General features: G+C 65.8%; 6 protein-coding genes. 4 read left to right on the top strand and 2 right to left on the bottom strand.

Annotation, left to right across the window (positions count from 1 at the left end; all coding sequences use genetic code 11):
* Window positions 1-30: 30 nt before the first annotated feature.
* Window positions 31-747, bottom strand: a complete 717-nt coding sequence (locus DBR22_RS14785; protein WP_108599652.1) for a queuosine precursor transporter — start codon at window positions 745-747, stop codon at window positions 31-33.
* Between the two features lie 198 nt (window positions 748-945).
* On the opposite strand from DBR22_RS14785, the gene DBR22_RS14780 reads away from it, so the two are divergent.
* Genes DBR22_RS14780 through DBR22_RS14765 form a run of 4 tightly spaced genes read left to right on the top strand, consistent with a single transcriptional unit; the run spans window position 946 to window position 3,804 of the window.
* A complete protein-coding gene (locus DBR22_RS14780; protein WP_108599651.1) occupies window positions 946-1,602 on the top strand; it encodes a TetR/AcrR family transcriptional regulator in 657 nt (218 codons plus the stop codon).
* Window positions 1,603-1,619: 17 nt separating this feature from the next.
* Entirely contained in the window at window positions 1,620-2,537 is a 918-nt protein-coding gene (locus DBR22_RS14775) for a TIGR01777 family oxidoreductase (RefSeq protein ID WP_108599650.1), read from the top strand.
* Window positions 2,534-2,956: a hypothetical protein gene (locus tag DBR22_RS14770; RefSeq protein WP_146187511.1), complete on the top strand. Its 423-nt coding sequence runs from the start codon at window positions 2,534-2,536 to the stop codon at window positions 2,954-2,956. The genes DBR22_RS14775 and DBR22_RS14770 overlap by 4 nt, the downstream gene beginning before the upstream one ends.
* Window positions 2,953-3,804 carry a hydroxymethylpyrimidine/phosphomethylpyrimidine kinase gene (locus DBR22_RS14765; protein WP_108599648.1) on the top strand — a complete coding sequence of 284 codons (852 nt, stop codon included), beginning with the start codon at window positions 2,953-2,955 and terminating at the stop codon, window positions 3,802-3,804. Before DBR22_RS14770 ends, DBR22_RS14765 begins: the two co-directional genes overlap by 4 nt.
* Before the next feature lie 115 nt (window positions 3,805-3,919).
* On the opposite strand, the gene DBR22_RS14760 is transcribed toward DBR22_RS14765, so the two are convergent.
* The coding region (locus DBR22_RS14760; protein WP_108599647.1) for a serpin family protein at window positions 3,920-4,825 on the bottom strand (906 nt) is incomplete at its 5' end.

Below are 4,825 nucleotides of genomic sequence, written 5' to 3'. Positions count from 1 at the left end.
GTGCGGGGCGGGGCGGGTGGCCCGGGGTGGCTACGCCCCGTAGCTCGGTTCGCGCTTCTTGATCCAGCCGATCACCAGCGAGGTCACCGGCACGAAGAGGAACTCCACCAGGGTCTTGTAGACGAAGCCCACCACCACGTAGTTCAGGAAGGTGCCGAAGTCCGTGATGCCGATGACGGAGGCTGCGATGCTGCAGAAAATCAGGGTATCCACGAACTCGCCCGCGCCGGACGAGCCCATCAGCCTTGCCCACAGGGACTTCTCCCCCGAGCGGGCCTTCATTTTCACCAGGATCCAGGAGTTGATGGTCTGGCCCGCCAGGAACGCCAGCAGCGAGGCGAGCACAATCTGCGGGACCGGGCCAAGCGCACCCTCAAGGGCGGCCTGCTTGGACGTGCCAAACTCGTCGTCGAAGCCGGGCAGGGCGATGATAACCCAGTAGCAGACCGAGGCGAAGACGGACAGGGCGAAGGTCGTGAAAATGGCTTTGCGGGCCACCTTGAAGCCGTACACCTCACTGATCACATCGCCCAGGATGTAGGCCAGCGGGAACAGGAAGAAGCCACCGTCGGTAATGATCGGGCCGATCGCCACACCCTTGGATGCACCGATGTTGGACAGGATCAGCACCACGGCCATAAAAGCCAGCATGATGCCGAAGTAAGGCGATCCGATCGACGCGAATTTCGGCGCTGTCCGTGCGGAGTTGTCGAGTTTGAGGGCGTCAGGGCCCGAGGGGGAAGGCATGGGGGAATCCGTTTCGTAGTGGTTCGCTCGGGTCTCCGCGTCATCCAGTGGAGGTTCGGGACACCGGCTGTATTAGCACTGTCACGCTATTCTCCCACCGAACAGGCGCGGCTCTTCCACCGAACGGGGGCCACCGCGTTTTGAACATGTTCAGTTCCATGGCAGACTTACTTTTGAACACGTTCAAAAGGAGTGGGCATGGCAGCAAAGAGTGAGCAGACCAGGCAACGGGTAGCAGACGTGGCACTTCGCATGTTCCGCGAGATCGGCTTTGAGAAGACCACCATGCGCGCCATTGCAGCCGAGGCCGGGGTCTCCGTGGGCAACGCCTACTACTACTTTGCGTCCAAGGACGATCTGGTCCAGGAACTCTATATCCGGGTCCAGGCCGAGCACGCCGCCACAGCAGAGGAGTCACTCGAAGGCCTGAAGGACCTCGGCAGCCGCCTGAGGGCCACACTGCACACCGGACTGGACGTCATGGCGCCGTACCACCGGTTCGGCGCAGACTTCGTGGCCACGGCCATCCGCCCCACCTCGCCCGTCAATCCCTTCGCGGGAGAGTCGACGGCGGCCCGGGAGGCTTCACTCGCCATCTTCCGGGCGGCAGTGGAAGGTTCCAGCCCGCCGGCTCCGAAGAAGCTCCGTTCGGAGCTGCCGGAACTGCTGTGGCTGGCTTACATGGGCATCGCGTTGTTCTGGGTCTACGACACCTCCGAGGACCAGCGCCGGACCCGGAAGCTGGTGGACGGCGTTGTCCCGCTGATCACCCGGGGCCTGTCACTGGCACGGATTCCGGGCGTCAACAGGATGCTTGACGACGTCCTGAACCTGAGCCGCAGTATCCGGGACTGAACGACAAAGGGAAAGAGATGACCAAAACAAACACCGTGGTGCTCGCCGGGGCTTCGGGCTTCATCGGCACCTGCCTCCGGGACCACTTCGAGCGGGACGGCTGGAAGGTTCGCACCATCGGCCGCCGGGCGGCACCGGGTGCAGCCGATTCGGCGAATTGGAACGACGACGGCGCCATCACCCGGGTGCTGGACGGCGCCGACCTTCTGGTCAACCTCGCGGGACGCTCCGTCAACTGCCGCTACAACGCGCGGAACAGGGCGGCCATCCGCAATTCCCGCGTCTCCACCACCGAGGCACTGGGCCGTGCCCTCGCGCGGTGCCAGGCGCCGCCGTCGGCCTGGCTGAACGCCAGCACCGGCACCATCTACCGGCACGCGGACGACCGGCCCCAGACGGAGTCCGACGGCGAAACCGGCACCGGCTTCTCGGTGGACGTGGCTCGCGCCTGGGAAGCCGCAGTGGAAGCTGCCCCCACGCCCGGGGTGCGGAAAATCGCGTTACGGATAGCCATCGTCCTGGGCCCCGGCGGCGGCGCCCTGCGCCCGTTCGCAGCCTTGGCTCGGCTTGGCCTGGGCGGGCACATGGGGTCCGGCCGCCAGAAGTTCAGCTGGATTCATGTGGAGGACGTGTACCGCACCATCCTCTTCCTCCACTCACGGACGGACATCTCCGGTCCGGTGAACGTGGCCTCTCCCGACGTGGTGGACAACCGTGAACTGATGCGGCTTGTCCGGCTCGCGTACGGGGTGCGGCCGGGCCTCCCCACTCCTGCCTGGCTCCTGCGGCTGGGAGCTGTGCTGATCCGCACCGATACGGAACTCGTGCTGAAAAGCCGGTGGGTGCAGCCGCAGAAACTCATCGATGCGGGGTTCACGTTCCGGCACCCTGAGCTGGGGCGCGCGCTGCTCGCGATCGCCAAGGGGAGTCCATGAACCGCCTACATCGCGTGACGTTCGGGCCCGGGGCCTTCCTCCTGGGAGCCGGAATCACCGTGGCACTGTTTGGTATTCCGCTCGGGGCCACAGGCTACGTTTTTGGCACCGCTGCGGCGCTGCTGCTGGGAATGCCGCTGGCCCTGGCCACCGGAATCCTGATGCGGGGTGTCCGGGACCAGCTGCTGCATGTTGTGGCCATCGCCGGAGCCGGGCTGGTCACGGGATTACTCACCCTCCTGTTCATGGCCGGTGGCGGCTGGTACACCATGTGGGGCCTTGTCCTGTGGGCCGGCATGTGTGCCGGCGCAGGACGGTTGGCTGTGGTCCGCCTCGTGACCACGCATGACGGGGCGGAGCCCTTTCGCGGCGTCATCCCCGGCGGAGGCCCGGCGCCTGATGGCAGGATGGAACCATGACTTTAGCTTCAACTGACTCCCAGTCCCCAGCCGCTGCTCCCGCCCTTGCTCCCGCCGTCGTCCTGACCATTGCGGGATCCGAGGCTACGGGCGGCGCCGGCGCCCAGGCCGATCTGAAGACGTTCCAGGAGTTGGGCGTCTTTGGCATCGCCAACCTGACGTGCATCGTGTCGTTCAATCCGAACGACAACTGGAACCACCGCTTTGTGCCGGTGGACCAGCAGGTGATCGCGGACCAGCTGGAAGCCACGACGGCGGCCTATGGGCCGGTTCTGGACGCCGTGAAGATCGGCATGCTGGGCAGCCCGGCGACCATCAACACCGTCGCCACCGCACTGTCGAGCGCAGGATTCCGCCATGTGGTCCTGGATCCGGTGCTCATCTGCAAGGGCCAGGAGCCCGGCCATGCGCTGGACACCGACCTTGCCCTGAAGGCGCAGATCCTGCCGCTGGCCACGTTCGTCACGCCCAACCACTTCGAAGCGGAGTCGCTGTCCGGGCTGGCGATCACCGACGTCGAGTCCCTCAAAGCCGCAGCCATCCGCATTCACGAGCTCAGCGGCGCCGCGGTGCTCGCCAAGGGCGGCGTGCGGCTGTCCGGCCCGGACGCCGTCGACGTTTACTACGACGGCGAGACCCTCGAGGTGCTCAGCGCGCCCAAGGTGGGCGAGGTTGCTGTGTCCGGCGCGGGCTGTTCGCTTGCTGCGGCGGTGACGGCCGAACTGGCCAAGGGAGCCAGCCCGCTGGAAGCTGCCAGGACGGCCAAGGAGTTTGTGACCGCGGGCATCCGCAACCGGGTTGCCTCGGGCGCCCCGTTCGACGCCCTCTGGCAGGGCGGCCCCCGCTAACCACTCCCCGCGACCCTCTGGCACTCCCTGCCGGATTTTCCCAAACCCTCTGGCACTCCCTGCAGGATTTTTCCAGACGCTCTGGCACTGTGCCAGGGCGCCCCACTCAACAGTCTCAGGAGCGGGGGTCGGCCACGATTCCCATGAAGAGCGGCAGGCCGGTCTCAACGTGGACGATCTGGTAGTGGAACGGCCGGTCGAAATCGATGGTCCGTTCGGGCTCCGCCGGCGCGCCGGAGGCCATCCCGCTGATCTGGGTGACAGCCGCCGCGACAGTACCCTTTTCCGCCACGGTGATGTTGGCAGCCTGGGCTGCCTGGGTGATCTTCATGTCGGGCTGGATGTTGTTAAAGTCCTCAGCATTGTTGAGTGTCCTGACCAGTCCCAAGGACCCGAGGACCTTCCGCAGGTCAAAACTGGACTTGTGGTCCCAGCGGGGCAGCTGGATCCGCACTGACACCAACGGGGACGCATCAAAGGTGTCCGCGATCTCCGTCAGCTCCTCAGCGGTCAAGGCCGCGGCGGCGGGGCGGTCCGCGGTGCCCTTCCCGGCTTCCGGCAGGACCAGCCGCATGACGAAACCGTCAGCGTACGGCAAGTCCACGCCGCTCCAGCCGGTCCCCTCCGCGTACTTCATCTGAAGCTCGTTATGCATGGCGGGCGCCTCGATTTCCTCGCCGGCGGCCGTGGTGAAGGGCAGGTCAGAGGTGGCGTTCGCGTCGAACGGCTCGCTCCACGCTGATGCGAAGTAGAGGGCGTTGAGCAGGCTGAAGGTGTTGTCGGGATCGTATTTTGCGGGAGCTTCCTTGATCCGGCCGCCCGTGTTCTTGCTGACCCAGGCATCAATGGCCGGCTTCGTCGCCCCCTCATTGCTGAAGTCCACGGGATAGACGCCGGTTCCGTAGTGCCGGGCCAGGGTGTCCAGGAATGACGCACCAGTGGGTACACCTTGGTCCACAAACAGCCCGTTGGCGGCGTGCATGACCGGTTTCCGCGGCGGGTTGTCCTCGTCCACGGAGCC

The organism is Arthrobacter sp. HMWF013 (assembly GCF_003061105.1).
Taxonomy (GTDB): domain Bacteria; phylum Actinomycetota; class Actinomycetes; order Actinomycetales; family Micrococcaceae; genus Arthrobacter.
Note: the sequence above shows the minus strand (reverse complement) of the source record. Positions and strands in the feature narration are given on the sequence as shown.